This is a genomic window from Paraburkholderia bryophila, from assembly GCF_013409255.1.
Taxonomy (GTDB): Bacteria; Pseudomonadota; Gammaproteobacteria; order Burkholderiales; family Burkholderiaceae; genus Paraburkholderia.
In genome coordinates this window covers 3,985,842-4,003,262 of sequence record NZ_JACCAS010000001.1, presented here as the reverse complement: position 1 = coordinate 4,003,262, position 17,421 = coordinate 3,985,842, and the positions used below count along the sequence as shown (strand labels likewise).

Sequence of the window (17,421 nt, the reverse complement as noted above, 5' to 3'; positions counted from 1 at the left end):
CAAGCCAAAGAGCGCACCTCAGCGCCCTCAATCCCACATTTTCCTCAGCTTCGCCCCAATCTCGATCTTCGCCCGCGCCGCGGCGGCAAGCCCCGCCGCCGTGGGCGCGCTCGGGATCGCCACGCGCGGCCACGCGTAGGCGTCGAACAGCGGCATCAGATGCGCGGGAATGAAGCGCGTGCGCGACGCCCACACGTGGCGGTCGCCCATATGCGTCTGGTTGTGCACGTAGAAGCGCTGCGGCACGACGATATGCAGGTCCTCTTTCGCTCGCGTCATCGCCACGTAGAGCAGGCGTCGCTCCTCGTCGATTTCCTCTTCGCTGCCAGTGCCGAGGTCAGACGGAATGCAGCCGTCGACGCCGTTCAGCACGAACACGTTGCGCCATTCCTGGCCCTTCGCCGAATGAATCGTGGACAGGATCAGATAGTCCTCGTCGAGCAGCGGGACGCCGGATTCGCCGCTGGTGGCGTCGGGCGGGTCGAGCGTCAGCTCGGTCAGAAAGCGTTCGCGCGACGGATACGTGCCCGCGATGCTCTCCATCTGCAATACATCCGCGTGACGGATCGCCGCGTCCTCGTGGTTGCGCTCCAGATGCGGCTCGTACCAGCGCCGCACCATTTCGAATTCGGACGGCCAAGGTGTCTGGCGGCCGTACGCGCTCGACATCAGCTTGACGAACGGATGCCAGTCTTCCTGCGCGCGAGCCGGCGCGGTGAACGCGGCCAGCGCGCCGCCGGCGGTGTCGGCGAGATTGCCGGCGCCCGCGCGCGCGGCGATCTCATCGAGCACTTTCGCGGCGGTGGCCGGCCCGACGCCCGGCAGCAACTGCACGACGCGGAACCCGGCGACGCGGTCGCGCGGATTCTCCGCCCAGCGCAGCACGGCGAGTACGTCCTTGACGTGGACCGAATCCAGAAATTTCAGCCCGCCGAACTTCACGAACGGAATCTTGCGCCGGGTCAGTTCGATCTCCAGCGCGGCGCTGTGGTGAGCCGCGCGAAACAGCACCGCCTGCGACTTGAGCTTCATGCCCTGCTCGCGCGCTTCGAGGACCTGTTCGACGATGTAGCGCGCCTGATCGGCTTCGTCGGCGACCGTGACGAGGCGCGGGCGTTGCGCCGACGCCTTGTCGGTCCACAGATTTTTCGTGTAGCGCTCGCTGGCCAGCTCGATCACCGCGTTCGACGCCGCGAGAATCGGCGCGGTCGACCGGTAATTGCGTTCGAGCGTGACCTGGCGCGCCGGCGGATCGAATTGCGCCGGAAAATCGAGAATATTGCGCACGGTCGCGCCGCGAAACGAATAGATCGACTGGGCGTCGTCGCCGACCACGGTCAGGCCGCGGCCGTCCGGCTTCAGGGCGAGCAGGATCGACGCCTGCAGACGGTTGGTGTCCTGATACTCGTCGACCAGCACGTGATCGAAGCGCGCCGACAGGTCCGCCGCGATGGCCGGCTCGGCGGCCATATGCGACCAGTAGAGCAACAGATCGTCGTAATCGAGCACGCTCTGCTTCTGTTTCGCGTCGACGTAAGCAGCGAACAGCCGGCGCAGATCGTCCTCCCATTCGCCGCACCACGGAAACGCGCTATCGAGCACATGGGCCAACGACGCGCCGGTGTTCACCACGCGCGAATAAATGGCGAAACAGGTGCCTTTGGCCGGGAAACGCCGCTCTTTCGCGGATAAACCGAGTTCGTGACGCACCAGGTTCATCAGGTCGGCGGAATCCTCGCGGTCGTTGATCGTGAAGGCCGGCGCGAGGCCGATCAGATCCGCGTATTCGCGCAGCAGCCGCGCGCCGACGCTATGGAACGTGCCCGACCACGTCAGCCCTTGCGCGAGCGCGGCGCGCGCGCCAAGCGCCGCGCCGGCAATGCGCGTCACCCGGCGCGTCATTTCAAGCGCCGCTCGGCGTGAAAAGGTCAGCAGCAGAATGCGGCGCGGATCGGCGCCTTTTACGACGAGGTTGGCAACCCGATGCGCGAGCGTGTTGGTCTTGCCGGAGCCCGCGCCCGCGATGACGAGTAATGCGCCCGGCGGCGCATCAGGCGTGTCGGCGCCATATTCGACGGCTTCGCGCTGCGCGTCGTTGAGCTTGGCCAGCCAGGCGGCGGTATCCGCTGCGTCGGATAAACCGGACGCAGCGGACATATCAGACGGCGGCGGAGAGTCGGCGACGGAGAGCACGTGGATTCGGGCGCTGAAGTGAATGAAGGATGGCGACGCATACTGTATATCCATACAACCATCACAGACAAGCGACCCTTATTTCGGGTCGCCGTCCTTCAACGCCAAAGCGCGCCTGCTACTGCTTCTTCGCGTCCTTCACATTAGCGTCGGCATTCGCCTTATCGGCGTCGGCCTGCGCGTCGGTTTTCTTCTTGTCCGCCTTGGCTTGCGCGACGGACGCCTTCTTGTCCGCCTTCGATTGTTCCTTTGCGGCCTTCTTGTCGGCATGCGTCACGGGCGCGGCGGCCGGATCGCTCGCCTGCGCGAACGCCACGGACGCCATGGACGACGAAAGGCACCCCGCGATCAACGCGGCGTAGATCTGTTTTCTGGTGGACTGGGCAATGCTCATTCGATACCTCCTTACAACGGGATTCGAGCCATCGTGGCCGTCAATCTGGCTACGATGCCCCGCGGCAGAGTCTGCCTGGCCGAAGCCCGGTGGTTCAAAACCAAAGCGGCCGGGCGCGACGGCGGAAAACGCCGCCGCCCCGGCCGCTTCATCACCGGGCCAGACTGACTTAGCGACCTGGCGATTTAGCGCTGACTTAGTGCTTCACATCGCTGCCATCGGACTGATCGCCCGTCTGGCCTTGCATGTTCATCTTCATTTCGTTGTTGGCGGTTTGCTTATCCGCCTTCTGGTTGATCTTGGCGTCGCGCACCTGTTCCTTGTATTGCGACTTGGCGGCCTTCTGCTGATCCTTCAACTCCGTCTTCGAAGCCTTCTTCGACGCACGGTATTCAGCGTTCGCCTTGGCATTGGCGTCGCGCTTCTGCACCAGCGGATCGGTCGAACCCGGCGCGGTCAGACGGGTCGGCGCCGGCGTCACCGGCTGCACGCCGGCGGCGGCGGGCGCTGCTTGCATCTGCATCTGAGCCTGGCCGTCCGCACCTGCGGCCGGCTGCGCGGTCTGCGCGACAGCGGCAGTCGCGGCGAAAGCGGTCAGGGCGGTACCGATCAGAAGTGTACGAATCTGGGTCATGGCTAAATCCTCTCTAAAGTTGTTGTGACCGGACGTCTTATCTGGCTTCGCACCGTGCCGATCCGTCGTGACGGATCTTTCGCGCAAAAACCTATGCTTCGGCCGGTCTTCTCGTTGCGGGACAAATCCAGCAAGCTTCCCTACTGAGAGCCACTTTACGAGTGAAATTCGTAATCCGCGAATGCTGTTACGGAACGTTTCACTTTCCGACAATTACATAACATCTGCTTGCAAAAGCCTACACACCGCCTGCGGTACAGCTCGAGCTTCATCCAGGGCAAGTTTGTGGCTTATGATGCGAACCCTTTGCCTGAAGGCGCAAACGCCATGCCCAACCTCGATTTCACGCTCACCGGCGACTACGTCGAATTGCACAATCTCCTGAAGATAACGGGCCTCGCGGAGAGCGGCGGGCAAGCCAAAATGATGGTCGGCGACGGCGCGGTCACCGTCGACGGACGGGTCGAAACGCGTAAAACCTGCAAAATCCGCGCGGGCCAGGTGGTGCTGTTCGGCGACACGCGCATCGCGGTCCACGAAGCCTGACAACGCCCTCCTTGCCGTCCACGGTCTGCGGTCCGGAAATTCGGAGGGCCGTACGCACCAAAATCGTGCTTCTTTGATCGACAGCGCCGCGCCTAAGCAATAAGCTGTCAGATTCGACAGACAACAAACGGCTGGCTAGCCGAGCCGCCGCTCCTCGCCGTTTGGTCACCGCCCGCCCCGCTCGCGAACGCTGCAACGCGCGCCGGCCGTGACCCGGTCGCCACTTTCGCCGCCAGGCGCTTCCATGACTCAGTCCAGCTTCACCCGGGTGGCCTCCCGGCCGCCGACGCTTTCCCGCCATGCCGCCGACACCGCCCGGCTCGCCGCGCCGCTCGCGATCTCCCAGCTCGCGCAAATGGCCATGGCGGTCACCGACACGATCCTGCTCGGCTCGCTTGGCCCCGACGCGCTCGCCGCCGGCGGCCTCGGCGCGAACCTGTTTTTCGTCGTGGTCACGCTGCTGCAAGGCGTGCTGACCTCCGTCAGCGTGAGCGTGTCGCATGCGCGCGGCGCTCAGGACGAAAGCCGCGTGCCGCATATCTACTGGACCGGCCTCGTGCTGTCGGTGCTGCTGTCGGTGCCGGCGTTCTTTCTGCTGTCGTTCGCCACGCCGATCCTGCTGGCGTTCGGCGAACCCACGCTGCTCGCGCACAACGTCGGCGAATATGCGTCCGTCTTGCGCTGGGGCTCGCTCGGCAGCCTGATCGGCGTCGGCCTGATGCGCTCGTTCCTGCCGGCGATCGGCGCGGCGAAACGGCTGCTGTGGGTGTCGCTCGTGAGTGTTTTCGTGAACGGCTTTCTCAACTACGGGCTGATTCACGGCGCCTACGGGTTGCCGCGGCTCGGCTTTCTCGGCTCGGCCGCCGCGACCTCGATCACCGTCTGGCTGAGCGCGCTGGTGCTGATGGCGCTGCTGCATTTGCGGCCGCGCTACCGTCACTTCGTCGTCGCCACACGGCCGAACGTGCCGCTGATGGGCGAACTGTTCGGCATCGGCTGGCCGGTGGCGATCACCTACGGCGTCGAGTCGACGCTGTTTCTCGCCACGGGTCTGATGGTCGGCCTGCTGGGCGAATCGCAACTGGCCGCGCATCAGATCGCGCTGAACGTGGCGTCGGTGGCGTTCATGGTGCCGCTCGCGATCGGCCAGGCGGGCAATGTGCGGGTCGGCTTCTGGTCCGGCGCCGGGCAGCCGCTCGCCGCGCGCCATGCCGGGTTCGTCGCGCTGGCGCTCGGCGTGGGCTTCATGACGCTGTCGGGCATCGTGCTGATCGCGGCGCCGCATTGGATCGTCGGGCTGTATCTGCACCTCGACGATCCGGCCAACGCGGCCACGGTCAAGCTGGCGAGTTCGCTGCTCGGCGTAGCGGCGATCTTCCAGATCGTCGACGGCATGCAGACGGTCGGCTCCGGCTGTCTGCGCGGCCTGAAGGACACGCGCGTGCCGATGATCGCCGCGGCGTTCGGTTACTGGGTGATCGGCTTTCCGACCGGCTACACGCTGGCGTTTCACTTCGGGCTCGGCGCGCTCGGTCTGTGGTGGGGACTGGCCGCGGGGCTCGCGAGCGTCGCCTTGCTGATGACGCTGCGCTTTCATAAGCTGAGCTTGCGGCAGGTGCCGGTTGAGGCGGGGACGACGGGTCCATCCGTCTAAGTCGATGCGGCCTGCGGCTGGTTGCACGCACAACCATCGCCATGCGAAAAACCCGCTGTAAAAGGTAAAATGCGCGCTCAGCCGCGTCCGCGCACACCCACGCCTACGCGCCGCTAACCCGCCTACGCGCCTCACGAAGGCCCGCGCCGCCCGCCAGCGCCTCACCCGCTTTCAGGGCTCGCCGCACTGCCCACGGCCGACATCAGCACGCACGCAGCAGTCGCGGCGCGCCGCACGACCGACCTCGCTTTTCGCCATAAAACGCTCCGTAAAGCACGCCATAAAACACAATCAAGGACCACCCGTCATGCTCGCCCGCGTCACCCGTCTCTTTCCGCTCTGGGCCGTGCTCGTGTCGATCGCCGCATACAGCTCGCCCGCGTCGTTCGCCGGCATCGCGCCGCACGTCACCACGCTGCTCACCATCATCATGCTGGCCATGGGCGTCACGCTTTCCGTCGCCGATTTCCGGCGCGTTTTCACGCGGCCCGCGCCGGTGGTGGCCGGCATCGTGCTGCACTACCTCGTGATGCCGCTCGCCGCCTGGGTCATCGCGAAGGCCTTGCGCATGCCGCCCGATCTGACCGCCGGCATGGTGCTGGTGGGTAGCGTGGCGAGCGGCACGGCGTCGAACGTGATGATTTATCTGGCGCGCGGCGACGTCGCGTTGTCGGTGACGATCAGCGCGCTGTCGACCCTCGTCGGCGTGTTCGCGACGCCGCTGCTCACGCGTCTGTATGTGGACGCTTCAATCGCCGTCGACGTGCACGGCATGCTGATAAGCATCCTGCAGATCGTCGCGCTGCCGATCGTGATCGGCCTCGTCGTCAATCATCTGTTCGGCAAGGTCGTGCGCAAGATCGAACCGGCATTGCCGCTGATTTCGATGGTCGCGATCATCCTGATCATCGGCGCGGTGGTGGGCGGCACGCAGAAGAGCATTGCGTCGGTCGGCCTCGTGGTGATGCTGGGCGTGGTGCTGCATAACGGCATCGGCCTGCTCGGCGGCTATTGGGGCGGGCGCCTGCTCGGCTTCGACGAAGCCGTCTGCCGCACGCTCGCAATCGAAGTCGGCATGCAGAATTCCGGCCTCGCGGCCACGCTCGGCAAGCTGTATTTCACGCCGATCGCCGCGCTGCCCGGCGCGCTGTTTTCGGTGTGGCACAACCTTTCCGGCTCGCTGCTCGCGGGCTACTGGGCGGGACGTCCGGCGAAAGGTTCGACGCATCCGGATGGCGAACGCGTGCTGAACGCAGAACGCGGCTAATCCCCTCGCCGGCATGCGGGCGAACCAGGCCCAGGCCCGCAATTCCCCTTAGAATGCATTTCTCGACAGCGCAGGCCAACACCTGCGCTGTCGCCATGAGAAGCCTGCATTCAAGGGAGAAGCCAGCGTGCCGTGGCATCAGAAACAGAAGCAGAATCCAAACCCAGGCCCGACCGCACCGCAACGCCAGTACGCGTCGAGCACGTCGCACAGAAAATCGGCGTGGGCGGCAAGCGGGCATTTCTTCCTGCTGTGCTTCGCAACGGCATTCCTGACCGCTTGCGCCACCAAGCCTCCCGCCACCGCGTTCGACCGTCAGGTCACCCACGCGCTTCCCGTTACCGAAACCACACCGCTGCATACCGCGCTTGCGCCGCTCGAAGCCGCGCATCCGAACGAGTCCGGTTTTCGCGTGCTGTCGAGCGGCACCGACGCATTGCAGATGCGCATCGCGCTCGCGCGCGCGGCGACGAAAACGCTCGACATGCAGTACTACATCGCCAACGAAGACACCACCGGCAAGCTGTTGCTCGGCGCCGCGCTATACGCGGCGGACCACGGTGTACGCGTGCGCATGCTGGTCGACGATCTGAACTTCAAGGACATCGATCAGGTCATGGCGGGTTTGAACTCGCACGACAACATCGAGATTCGCGTCTTCAATCCGTTCGGCAGCGCGCAGCAAGGCGTGTTCGAACGTACGACGAACCTGTTCACGCAGATCGGCCACTTCACGCGCCGCATGCATAACAAGGCGATGATCGCGGACAACCAGCTGGCGATCGTCGGCGGCCGCAATCTCGGCGACGAATACTTCAGCGCCAGCGAAACGCTGCAGTTCCGCGATCTCGACGTGCTCGCCGCGGGTCCGATCACCGCCGACGTCTCCGCCAGTTTCGACGACTACTGGAACAGCAGCATTGCCTATCCGCTGCGCGCGCTGAACCATCAGAAGTTCGACGCGAAAGAGCTCGACAAGACGCGCGACGACTTGCGTCAGCATTGGCGCGAGAACGCCGATCCGTACAACGCGAAGCCGCTGAACGCGACGCCGCTCGCCACGCAAATCGCCAACGCCCAGCTCGGTCTGACGTGGGCGCCCGCCGAATTCAAGGCGGATCTGCCGGAAAAAATCGTGCACCCGTCGCCGGACTATGTGAGTCCGCCGATGCAGCGTCTCGCCGAGCTGATGCACGACGCGCAGAAAGACTTCCTGATCATTTCGCCGTACTTCGTGCCGCACGAATCCGGCGTCGAGGCGGCGGGCGTGCTGACGCATCGCGGCGTGCGGATCGCCGTGCTGACCAACTCGCTGGCTGCCACCGACGCGGTCGCCGTGCAAGCTGGCTACAGTCCGTTTCGCGTGCCGCTGCTGCAGCAAGGCGTCGAACTGTACGAATTCAAACCGCAGCAGAAGACGCCGCGCGCGGGGATTACCGGTTCGCGTTCGCGCGCCAGCCTGCATGCCAAAACCTACGTGATCGATCACAAGATTCTGGTGATCGGCTCGATGAATCTCGACCCGCGTTCGGCCAATCTGAACACCGAACTGGCGCTGGTGATTCACAGCGCGCCGCTCGCCGACCAGGTCGCGCAAATCTTCGCGCGCGCCATCGCGCCCGAGGTCAGTTACCGCGTGACGCTGGCCGACAGCGCACAGCTCGCGTACCTGCGTTCGATCGGCGCGCCGCTGTCGCCGCTGGTGTGGACCGACGTCGAAAACGGCACGCGCCGCACCTACATTTTCGATCCGCAAGCGGGTTTGTACCGGAACGCGCTAACGGGTCTATTCTCCCTATTGCCTGTCAACGCAGAACTTTGAAAAGCGGAGTTGAACATGACTGAAGACGTACGAATGGAGCGTGACACGTTCGGTGAAATCGCCGTGCCGAACGCGCGTCTGTGGGGCGCGCAAACGCAGCGCTCGCTGCAGAATTTCCGCATTTCGACCGAGAAACAGTCGCTTGAACTGATCAATGCGTTGGCCGTCATCAAGCGCGCCGCCGCCGAGGTCAACCAGGGTCTCGGCGTGCTCGACGAAAGCAAGGCCAAAGCGATCATCGCGGCCGCCGACGAGATCATCGCGGGCCAGCATCCCGACGAATTTCCGCTCGCTGTCTGGCAGACCGGGTCGGGCACGCAGACCAATATGAACCTCAACGAGGTGATCGCGAATCGCGCCAGCGAACTGCTCGGCGGCGAGCGCGGCGAAGCGCGCAAAGTGCATCCGAACGACGACGTGAATCGTGGCCAGTCGTCGAACGACGTGTTCCCGACGGCGATGCACGTGGCCGCCGCCGACGCGATCGTCAAGCATCTGCTGCCGGCGCTGAAGACGCTGCGCGATACGCTCGACCGCAAGGCAAAAGCGTTCGTCGATATCGTGAAGATTGGCCGCACGCACTTGCAGGACGCGACGCCGCTCACGCTCGGCCAGGAGTTTTCGGGTTACGTCGCGCAACTGGATCACGGCATTCGTCACGTGGAAGCGACGCTGCCGCATCTGTACGAACTCGCGCAGGGCGGCACCGCGGTCGGCACCGGCTTGAACGCGCATCCGCAGTTCGCGGACAAGGTCGCGGCCGCGATCGGCAAGCAGACCGGCCTGCCGTTCGTGTCGGCGCCGAACAAGTTCGAAGTGATGGCCGCAGCCGACGCGCTGGTGTTCGCGCACGGCGCGTTGAAAACCGTCGCCGCGAGTCTGAACAAGATTGCCAACGACATTCGCTGGCTCGCGAGCGGCCCGCGTTGCGGCCTGGGCGAGCTATCGATTCCGGAAAACGAACCGGGCAGTTCGATCATGCCGGGCAAGGTCAATCCGACCCAGTCCGAAGCGTTGACGATGCTGTGTGCGCAGGTGTTCGGCAACGACGTCGCGGTGAATATCGGCGGCGCGAGCGGCAACTTCGAGTTGAACGTGTTCCGGCCGATGATCGCGCACAACGTGCTGCAATCGGTGCGACTGCTGGCCGACGGCGCGCACAGCTTCAACGACAACTGCGCGGTCGGCATCGAGCCGAATCGCGAGCGTATCGATACGCTGCTGAACGAATCGCTGATGCTGGTGACGGCGCTCAATCCGCACATCGGCTACGACAAGGCGGCCAAGATCGCGAAGCAAGCGCATAAGGAAGGCACCACGCTGAAGGCGTCGGCGCTCGCGCTCGGTTATGTGACCGAGCAGCAGTTCGATGAATGGGTGAAGCCGAAGGAGATGGTGGGGCATTCGGCCGGTTGAGCGGCCGATAAGCGCGCCGGTAATATCAGCCGGCGCCGCTTAAACCTTCCCCTGCGCCACTTCTTCCGGCTTCAGCTCGACGATCGCGTCGAGCGCTTCCTTCACGTCGATCGCGTACTTCGCTAGACGCTTCTGCTCATCCGTCTCCGGCACGAAGGCCGGCACCGGCACCGGGTGACCGTTCTCGTTGACGGCGACCATCACGACCAGACAGTCGGTGGTTTGCATCAGCTCGCCGCCCTTCGGGTCGCCGGCCTGCACGGACACGTGAATGTGCATGCTGGTGCGGCCCGTCGCCACGATCCGCGCGCGCAATTCGACGAGGTTGCCGACCAGAATCGGCCGACGGAAGCGGATGTTGCCCACGCTGACCGTCACGCAGTAGCGGCCCGACCACACCGCCGAGCACGCGTACGCGGTCTCGTCGATCCACTTCATCAGCGCGCCGCCGTGCACCTTGCCGCCGAAATTGACCGAACTGGGTTCGGCGAGAAAGCGGAAAGTGGTTTCGGAACGGTCAAACGGGGCTGCGGGAGGGGTGCTCATGTTGACTCCGGTCAATCGGATGCATTGAAAGGAGGCGATTATACGAGCGCAATATTGACAGCGTCGCACCTTTGAGCCGTCGCCCGTCGCTCATTTATGCACGGTGACGCCTTCGTCGATCGTGCCGTACATCGTGATGCTGCCGGTGCCCGCCCCCGACGAATCCGAACCGCCCTGCGCGCACGCCCCGAGCAGCAGTGCCGCGAGCAGCACGGCAAGAAGAGTTTTCATGACTGCGTGTTCCTGCAAAGACAGACTTTGATTCTAGCCTGGCGGATCGCGCCGGCTCAGGAGCGCCGGCCGCTCTGCCCTGCCTGCCGGAATTCCGTAGCGCTTGCACGCCACGTTTCACGCTAAGCTGAAACATAGAATGCCGCGGATCGGTACATTGATTCGTAGGGCGCCCTGACGGCGCCGCCAACTGCAACCAGGTTGTCCGGGACCCGAAGGAGACACCTCATGACCCTCAAGCTCGCCGACGAACAGAATCATTTCCCCGGCTTGAGCCGCATCGGCGCGCTGCTCGCCGATCCCGGCCGCGCCGCGATGCTGTGGGCGCTGATGGACGGCAGCGCCCGCCCCGCCGGCGAACTGACCATCATCGCCGGGCTGTCGCCGTCGGCGGCAAGCGCGCATCTCGCTCGCCTGACCGACGGCGGCCTGCTCGCGCTCGAAGTACGCGGCCGGCATCGCTACTTCCGGATCGCGTCGCCGGATATCGCGGCGTCCATCGAAGCGCTCGCCAACGTCGCACAAATCAGCGCGCCGCAGCGGTCCGTGCCGCGTCCGGTGCGCACCGTGCCGCTCGACATGCGCTACGCCCGCACCTGCTACGACCATATGGCGGGTGAGCTTTCCGTGCGCGTGCTGGAACGGCTGGTCCAGCGCGGTCTGCTGACGCTGGACGGCACCTCGCTGGAAGCGACCGAGGACGGCGCCAGCCGCTTCGCCGAATGGGGCATCGATCTGTCGGCGCAGAAAAGCCGTCGGCGCCGCTTTGCCTGCACCTGTCCCGACTGGAGCGAGCGGCGACCGCATCTGGGCGGCGCGCTCGGCGCGGCGTTGCTCGACTCGTGGTCCGCGCACGGGTGGGTCGAACGGACCGAGCGGCCGCGAATTCTGCGCATCACGCCGCCAGGGCAGCAACATTTCGATGCGTTTCTGGCGACCTGAGTGGTGCCGGTGCCGGCCACCCACGTCGCTCCTAAGCCCCTGAAAATATTACAAAAAATCTCCAATACGCTTACAAAATGCATTAATGAGATCTTTTGTTACACGCGGGTGAGGTGGCCTTACAAAAGTGGGGGTCTTGAAACATACGCCGCAGGTAAAGTGAAATCCGGATGAAGCAAAATGCCGCGTCCGCCGGAGATAAATCATGAGAACACTCACCAAAGATCAACACTCGAACCGCCGCATCACGGGCTACACCCTTATCGCGGCCGCTGCGTTCCTGTTCGCTGCCCAAGCCGGCATCGCGCAGGAAATCCAGCCCGCTCCCCAGGTCGCCTCGACGCAGAACACCGATCCGCCGGGGCGCATTGCGCGTCTGAACTACATGGCCGGCACGGTAACCACCGAACCGGCCGGCGCGACCGACTGGTCGTACGCGCAGGTCAACCGCCCGCTGACCACCGGCGATCAGCTCTGGAACGATCAGAATGCGCGCTCGGAGCTGCACATCGGCTCGACCGCGGTGCGCCTCGATCAGTCCACCAGCCTCGACATCCTGAATCTCGACGACAACAGCGCGCAGCTCAAAGTCGCGCAAGGCACGTTGTCGACGCGAGTGCGCGAACTGGCGCCGGGTTCATCGTATGAGATCGACACGCCGAATCTCGCGCTCGGGCTGAACGGCCCCGGCGACTATCGTGTCGACGTCGCGCCGGACGGCAGCAGCACCAGCGTGACCGTGCGCAGCGGCAGCGCGACCGTGTACGGCGACAGCGGGCAGGTGCAAATCTCGGCGGGCCAGCAGGTCCGCTTCGGCGGCACCAACCTGCAACAGGTCGCCGACAACGGCGTACCGGGCCTCGACGGCTTCGACCAATGGGCCGCCGCACGCGATGCCGCCGAAGACCGCTCGGTGTCGGCGCGCTACGTGTCGCGCGATGTGCCCGGTTACGAAGACCTCGACGCCAACGGCACATGGCGCAGCAGCCCGCAATACGGCGAGGTGTGGGTGCCGCGCGCCACGCCGGTCGGCTGGGCGCCGTATCACGAAGGCCATTGGGTCTGGCAGGCGCCGTGGGGCTGGACGTGGGTCGACGACGCGGCATGGGGTTTCGCGCCCTACCACTATGGCCGCTGGGCCCAGGTCGACGACGCGTGGGCATGGGTGCCGGGTCCGATCGTGGTCAGCGCGCCGCCGGTCTATGCGCCGGCGCTGGTCGCCTTCGTGGGCGGCGGCGGCGGTGGCGGCATCAACTGGGGGGTGAGTCTGGCGATCGGCGGCGCGGTGGCAGCGGGCGTCGCGTGGTTCCCGCTCGGTCCCGGCGAGCCGTGGCATCCGCAGTGGGGCGGCGGTCGCGATCACTGGAGCCCGGGTTACTACAACCGCGTCAACCAGACGACGATCATCAACAACCACAACGTCAACGTGACAAATGTGAATGTGACCAACATTCACAACACGTACATCAACTATCGTGCGCCGGGTGCTGTCACCGCAGTGCCGGCGACGGCCTTCGTGCACGGTCAGCCGGTCGCGCGCTTCGCGCAGAAGGTCGATCCGCAGCAATGGCGCAACGCGCAGATCAACCCGGGCGGCGTGGGTATCGCGCCGGTCAAGGAAAGCTTCGGGCCGGGTCTGCGCAACGCGAATTACCGGCCGCCGGCGGCTGTCGCGGCCCGTCAGGTGGTCGCCACACGTAGTGCGGCCATGCCGGCGGCCTATCACGACACCCTCGCGCAGCGTTTCGCGCAAAGCGGTGGCCAGGTGCCGGGCGCGGGTCAGCCGATCGTGCGGACTTCCGTGCCGGCGCATATGGCGGGCGGTCCGAGCGCGTTGCCGGTGCAGAACGTGCGGGTCGTGCAGTCGCATATGCCGGGACGTACGCCGGGGGCGGCACCGGGTGCGCCTGGTGCGCCGGGTGGGATGCAGCAGGCAGGACAGCGTCCGGGCGCGATGCCCGGCGCGGCGCCCGGTCAGCCGCAACGTGGCGAACAGGCGCAGGCTCGTCCGGGCACGCCGCAGCCGATGGCCAACGAACGCCAGCAACCCGGCGAGGCGGGGCATCCGGTGAATGGTGTGCCGCGTCCGCCGCAAGCGAACGGCGGCAACCCGCAGGCCAACGCGCAGCAGCACGGCATGCCGCAGCAAGCCGGCCAGCAGCCGGGCGCGAACGAGCGCCACGAGCCGGCATGGACACAGCCGCATGCGCCGATGGCCCAGCAGGCGCAGCAGCATGGCGGCCCGCAGGAACCGGCGCGGCAGGCGGAAGCTCGTCCGCAGCAGCCGCAGCAGGCCGAGCGTCAGCCGGAAGCGCCGCGTGAAGCGCAACGGCCGCAAGAGGCCCATCCGCAGCCGACACAGCAAGTGCAGCAGCCGCGTCAGGAGGCACGTCCGGAACAGCCGCAGCAACCGCGTCAGGAGCCGCGACCTCAGCAGGTGCAGCAGCCTCGTCCGGAACCCCGTCCGCAGCAGGTTCAACAGCCCCGTCCGGAACCGCGTCCGCAACCGGCGCAGCAGCCGCATCCTGAACCGCATCCGCAGCAGGCGCAACGTCCTGAGCCGCATCCGCAGCAACACGAGGAGCAGCACTCAGCCGGTGGCAACCATGACGAGCGTCACAAGGGATAAGCGCGGCGGAACGCGGGTCCGTCAGACGTATCTGACTCGTCGTAACGCAACCCATGACTCACGTTGCAAGCGCTCCTACGCAGCGTCAGTGAAGCGGGCTTGATCCACGGAATCCCGCCATCCTCGCGATGGCGGGATTTTTTTTACGCCAGGCGCAGTGTCGGGCACATAGACGCTGCCGCTCCCAGACTGAACGGCTCGACGTTACAGTCCAGCGGCAACCGGTGGTGCAGTCCACTCGCCCGACTCCGGACGTTGGGTAATACGCTCCAGAGGCTGTGCCGCCTGAGACGCCACAAGTCCGCCAATCAGGTCGGCAAAAGGGACGATATTTCCGTAAGTGCTCGCCTGCTCAAGCGCGGCCAGATAAAGTCTGCGCGACTGGACCGTCACGATCGTCCACGGATACCCGCCGGTCGTCAGCATGCAGTTCATCAGGAATCGGCTAAGCCGGCCGTTTCCGTCCATGTACGGATGGATAAAAACAAAAATGAAATGACCCAGCACCGCGCGCACGCCTGGATGTTCTTCGGCGACCAGCAGATCAAATAGCGCAGGCATGCAGTCCCTCACGGCCTCAGGTCCGAGTGGCACATGCAACGCGTTCCGAATGAATACCTGGCTGCTACGGTATCCGGCAAGATCGGCCGGCTTGAGAATGCCGGCAGCAACACTGGGCGAAAACAGCGTGACATACCATTGGAAGAAATCACGCCTCAGCGCCTCGGCCGGGTTGTCGGAAGCGGTCACGACCTGTCGGATCAGGTCGCGAATACGTTTGTGAGTTTCCGCATAGCCTTTGGCTGCCATGGCTTCCTGAGTCTCTTTGTCCTCCGGATGGGTCAGCGGACTCCAGTTGCCGTTACGCACTTTCTCGATGAGCGAGGCATTCACCCGATACCCCTCGATGGACAGCGAGTGATACGCATCCGCCACGTAGCGCGCGGAAATATCGTCGATCAAAGCGTCCACGTCGCGAGGAGCTTGCGCGGGTATGTCGGCAAAGCGGTCAACTACCGCGCTTCGCATGGCAGCCCACATTGCCTGTATGCGCTGCACGTACGGCGACTCGTTGCGCCGCCCCGAGATCGCCACCAAAGGCCGCTCGAACGGATTGCTCTCGCTGACGACGTAGTCCGCCGCCTTCAAGGTGGCGACGAGTTGACTGGCATCGTCGTCACGCCCTACTGCTCTCAGCGCGCCCGCCATCCTTCCGCCAATCACACTGTGGCCGCCGGCAAGCAGCGCTGAAATAAGGTCCGTCAGATCGACCTGACGCATTGCAATTTGCGCAGCGAGCGGCTGCTTTTCGAAGAATGACGCGCCCACCCGAACCAGTGCCTCTGATACAGGAATCAGAAGGAGCCCGCTTGCGCTCGGCACCCGGCGCGCCGTCGACGCTCGACGCTTCACCTGATAAAGAAAAACCGAACAGCCGTGGGGAAGCTGCAAAAGCTGATTGTTCGCGTTGGTCGCATGAATCACGATCTGCATGCCGATGCTGGTATAGCCGCTGTGCCGAAGCAACGAAAACTCTGGATTGACCTCCCATTCGCTGCCGAAGCGGGCGTTCGCATAGGCTGACACGAACGCCTCCATGCTCGCGTACCAGAGGGTCGAGTCACCCGCGTCATCGGCGGGATTGTTTGCCATATACCAGCCCGGGATGACGGCTTTCAGGAAATTGGCCCGCACCAGCCTTTCCCGATGGACACGGGTTAGCTCGGGCAGTGCGCTGGCCTGAAAAACGCTCACGCCGCGGTCCTGGATCTGCTTCAACACCGATAGCGAGGCTGCGAGTTTTTCGTTGGTGGTCGGCATGATTTCGGATCGTGTGATTTAGCATCGCAATAATTTGATGCCTTACTATAGCAATATTCTGATGCTCTACCAAAGCAATAGTTTGGCGTCATTCGATCGCAATAATATGCTGCTGTATCGCAGCCTCACAGGGCGTTTCGCCCCGCGAACGCCGATGTCTTCGCTGCCGTGTCCGCCAAAAGCAAATCCCCCGAGACCGAAGGTCCTCGGGGGATTTGGGGGAAGTCCGTGGCAGCTCTCCACCAGGCGGAAAAGGGCCGATTCACCTCCTGGTTCGCTTCGCCACTCTGGTGGCCGCCCGCGCTCAGACCGCCATCGGCGCGGTCAACGGCTCGTGATGCCGGTAACCCACCAGCGAAAAGTCCGACGGCTCGATCTTCTCCAGCCACTCCGGTTCATACACGCCGGTCTTCGCGTAGTCCGGCACGCGGTCCGAAATCGCGAACGCCGGGCTTTCATAAGGCTCACGCGTCAACTGCCGCTGCAACATATCGAGCTGGTTCTCGTAGATGTGCGCGTCGCCGATGAAGTACGTGAACCAGCGCGGCGTATAGCCCGTCAAGCGACCCACCAGATGCAGCAACGCCGCGCCTTCGGTCAGATTGAACGGCGTGCCGAGCCCGACGTCGTTGCTGCGAATGTACAGACACAGCGAAATCTCGCGCCGCGCGACGTTCGGCAGGAACTGATACAGCAGATGGCAAGCCGGCAGCGCGATCTGATCCAGCACTGCAGGGTTCCACGCATGAAACAGAATTCGCCGGTCGGCGGGGTTCTGCATGATCGTGTCCAGACATTGACGCAACTGATCGATCGCTTTGTAGAGCAGCACTTTGGGGCTGCCGTTCTCGTCGAATTCGGTCACCACCTGGAAGCCGCGCGACTGCGCGTCGGCCAACTGCGCGCTCGCGCCCGCGTCGAGCACCTTGTAGGCCGGCCACTGACGCCACTGCACGCCGTACACGTCGCCGAGATCGTCCGGCCCTTCGCGATACGGATTGGCCAGCCACTGCGGATTCTGGTTCGCGTTCGCATCCCACACCTTGCAGCCGAGGTCGCGAAAATCCGCGGCGCTGCGCGACGCGCGCAAAAACCCGACCAGTTCGCCGACCGCCGACTTGAACGCCAGCTTTTTCGTGGTGACAGCGGGAAAACCTTGCTGGAGGTCGAAGCGCAACATCGCGCCCGGCATGCTGATGGTGCGGATGCCGGTGCGGTTCTCCTGCCATGTGCCGGTGTCGAGAATCGAGCGGACGAGGTCCAGATACTGTTTCATGCGGGTTCCTTCGACGACGCGCGCGGCGCAACAGCGAGGCGCGCCACGGA

At 64.6% G+C, this 17,421-nt stretch carries 14 protein-coding genes; 7 read left to right on the top strand and 7 right to left on the bottom strand.

Annotated features, from left to right (window positions below):
- Positions 1-27: 27 nt before the first annotated feature.
- From GGD40_RS17950 to GGD40_RS17940, 3 genes are all read right to left on the bottom strand, one after another.
- Positions 28-2,247, bottom strand: a complete 2,220-nt coding sequence (locus GGD40_RS17950) for an ATP-dependent helicase (RefSeq protein WP_373565294.1) — start codon at positions 2,245-2,247, stop codon at positions 28-30.
- A 64-nt stretch (positions 2,248-2,311) separates the two neighbouring features.
- Complete coding sequence (locus GGD40_RS17945; protein ID WP_179703495.1) at positions 2,312-2,587, bottom strand: hypothetical protein; 276 nt, start codon at positions 2,585-2,587, stop codon at positions 2,312-2,314.
- Positions 2,588-2,783: 196 nt separating this feature from the next.
- A complete protein-coding gene (locus GGD40_RS17940) occupies positions 2,784-3,221 on the bottom strand; it encodes a hypothetical protein (protein WP_179744425.1) in 438 nt (145 codons plus the stop codon).
- Between the two features lie 327 nt (positions 3,222-3,548).
- On the opposite strand from GGD40_RS17940, the gene GGD40_RS17935 reads away from it, so the two are divergent.
- From GGD40_RS17935 to fumC, 5 genes are all read left to right on the top strand, one after another.
- On the top strand, positions 3,549-3,767 hold the full coding sequence (locus GGD40_RS17935) for an RNA-binding S4 domain-containing protein (RefSeq protein WP_035547440.1): 219 nt from the start codon (positions 3,549-3,551) through the stop codon (positions 3,765-3,767).
- Positions 3,768-4,011: 244 nt separating this feature from the next.
- Positions 4,012-5,421, top strand: a complete 1,410-nt coding sequence (locus tag GGD40_RS17930; protein ID WP_179744424.1) for an MATE family efflux transporter — start codon at positions 4,012-4,014, stop codon at positions 5,419-5,421.
- Positions 5,422-5,728: 307 nt separating this feature from the next.
- Positions 5,729-6,688 carry a ketopantoate/pantoate/pantothenate transporter PanS gene (gene panS / locus GGD40_RS17925; RefSeq protein WP_179744423.1) on the top strand — a complete coding sequence of 320 codons (960 nt, stop codon included), beginning with the start codon at positions 5,729-5,731 and terminating at the stop codon, positions 6,686-6,688.
- A gap of 247 nt (positions 6,689-6,935) precedes the next feature.
- Positions 6,936-8,510, top strand: coding sequence for a phospholipase D family protein (locus GGD40_RS17920; protein ID WP_179708539.1), 1,575 nt, complete (start codon positions 6,936-6,938; stop codon positions 8,508-8,510).
- 15 nt (positions 8,511-8,525) lie between these two features.
- On the top strand, positions 8,526-9,926 hold the full coding sequence (fumC, locus tag GGD40_RS17915) for a class II fumarate hydratase (RefSeq protein WP_179744422.1): 1,401 nt from the start codon (positions 8,526-8,528) through the stop codon (positions 9,924-9,926).
- Positions 9,927-9,965: 39 nt separating this feature from the next.
- Here the strand turns inward: fumC and GGD40_RS17910 are convergent, their stop codons facing one another.
- Both GGD40_RS17910 and GGD40_RS17905 read right to left on the bottom strand, forming a co-directional pair.
- On the bottom strand, positions 9,966-10,472 hold the full coding sequence (locus tag GGD40_RS17910) for an acyl-CoA thioesterase (RefSeq protein ID WP_179703490.1): 507 nt from the start codon (positions 10,470-10,472) through the stop codon (positions 9,966-9,968).
- A gap of 90 nt (positions 10,473-10,562) precedes the next feature.
- Positions 10,563-10,703, bottom strand: a complete 141-nt coding sequence (locus GGD40_RS17905; protein ID WP_179703489.1) for a hypothetical protein — start codon at positions 10,701-10,703, stop codon at positions 10,563-10,565.
- Positions 10,704-10,931: 228 nt separating this feature from the next.
- Between GGD40_RS17905 and GGD40_RS17900 the strand changes: the two genes are divergently transcribed.
- Positions 10,932-11,645, top strand: coding sequence for an ArsR/SmtB family transcription factor (locus GGD40_RS17900; protein ID WP_179744421.1), 714 nt, complete (start codon positions 10,932-10,934; stop codon positions 11,643-11,645).
- A gap of 205 nt (positions 11,646-11,850) precedes the next feature.
- The gene (locus GGD40_RS17895; protein ID WP_179744420.1) at positions 11,851-14,274 is read left to right on the top strand and encodes a DUF6600 domain-containing protein; all 2,424 of its coding nucleotides are present in this window, start codon (positions 11,851-11,853) and stop codon (positions 14,272-14,274) included.
- Positions 14,275-14,478: 204 nt separating this feature from the next.
- On the opposite strand, the gene GGD40_RS17890 is transcribed toward GGD40_RS17895, so the two are convergent.
- On the bottom strand, positions 14,479-16,095 hold the full coding sequence (locus GGD40_RS17890; RefSeq protein ID WP_179744419.1) for a Fic family protein: 1,617 nt from the start codon (positions 16,093-16,095) through the stop codon (positions 14,479-14,481).
- A gap of 304 nt (positions 16,096-16,399) precedes the next feature.
- Entirely contained in the window at positions 16,400-17,371 is a 972-nt protein-coding gene (locus GGD40_RS17885; protein WP_179744418.1) for a thymidylate synthase, read from the bottom strand.
- Positions 17,372-17,421: the final 50 nt, after the last annotated feature.